Raw genomic sequence first — 1,355 nt, 5'->3', positions numbered from 1 at the left:
GCCAGTGGGCTGCTGCTGATGAACGCCTGATGGCGTTCAACCAAACCAGCATCAAAGAGATACGGGGAAGTGACCGCCTGCGCATCCAGCAACTGGCGGAGATGTGCATCCAGTTGTTCAAATTGTTTCTGGGGCGTATCGGGGGCTAACTGTGCTTTCAGGGTTTGCATCACCCGCTGACGCAGCCACGGCCCGTCATAATGATCGGGGTGGTATAGCATCAGGTACGCCTTTAAGGCACGGTAGGTGTTATCACTGTCCTGCTGACCGGCCTGATTTAACTGATCGGTGATAAGCCGGGCAACATGGGGCAACAGCAGGGATTGCAGTGCATTGCGATACAGATCATGGCTCGCCTGACTGACCAGCTCACCGCGATACAGCCCCATACGATACGCTATCGGTGGATCGTCCAGCGAAAAATACGGGCTTTTAGCCAAATCAAGCAGGCTGTTCAAGAGTGGCAATAACTGCCGGATGTTATTTGCCTCACTCACCGTATTACTGTTTTGCCGGACGGCCTGACCCAGTTCCACAAGCGGGGGAAGTTTGGCCCGGGTTTCAGCCAGATAATTTTTATTGTGCTGGTAACTGGCCCAGAATAAGGCGCTGACTGTGATCAGGAGTGCCACTAGCGTCAGATAACCGACGCCGTTTAACAGGCGATGCTGGTATAGCCACCACCGGTTATAACTAGCCAGTCCGGCTTCCTGAAAAATGCCGTCCAGTAAGTTTTTCAGAAAATACGGCTGGTGTGTCTGAGAAGCAGGGGACAGGCCGGTTCCCTCCTCATTGCCCCAGGAGAGGGCCATATTGTCGTTATCCGTGGGTAACTGAACCTGCTGATTAAACTTTTCCATCACCGCATCAAAGGGGGTGCCCGCCTGTTTACCACTGGTGAAATAAAGTCCGCGGGGATAACTGGGCGCCTCAAATCCAGAGCGGGCGAAGACTATTTCCAGATATTGGGCGATCCGTGGATACAGGGCCGCGATTTCTTGTGGAAACAGGTAACTTTCAGCGGACTGCCGTGGATCGTGCGTATTCAGCAGAATCGAGGGCAATTCCGCCACTAGTCGCTGCTGTAACTGGCGGTATTGTTCGTCAAAGTCGGCGGGAATACTTCCTCCTGTTTTTTCGTGCTGCGGAAAGGTGATCCCCCAGATTTGCTCACGGGCAGCTTTATCCAGATGAGTAAAATAGGCGGTAAAGCCTTGTAGCAAATCGGTTTTAGTGATGAAGAGATACACCGGAAAGGTGATCTTAAATTTTTCATGGAGTTCGGATAAACGCCTGCGTAACAGATAGGCGTGTTGATCACGGGCTTCTGCCGAGGGATTCAGCAGGTCTTCCAC

1 protein-coding gene is annotated in these 1,355 nt (G+C 52.5%); it reads right to left on the bottom strand.

The features are described 5' to 3' along the window. A partial coding sequence (locus Xinn_RS20830) for a type VI secretion protein IcmF/TssM N-terminal domain-containing protein (RefSeq protein ID WP_280176162.1) occupies nt 1–1,355 on the bottom strand: 1,355 nt, incomplete at both ends.

This window comes from Xenorhabdus innexi (genome assembly GCF_002632485.1).
Lineage (GTDB): Bacteria > Pseudomonadota > Gammaproteobacteria > Enterobacterales > Enterobacteriaceae > Xenorhabdus > Xenorhabdus innexi.
The sequence above is the reverse complement of the archived record's forward strand: the minus strand, read 5'-3'. Positions and strand labels throughout refer to the sequence as shown.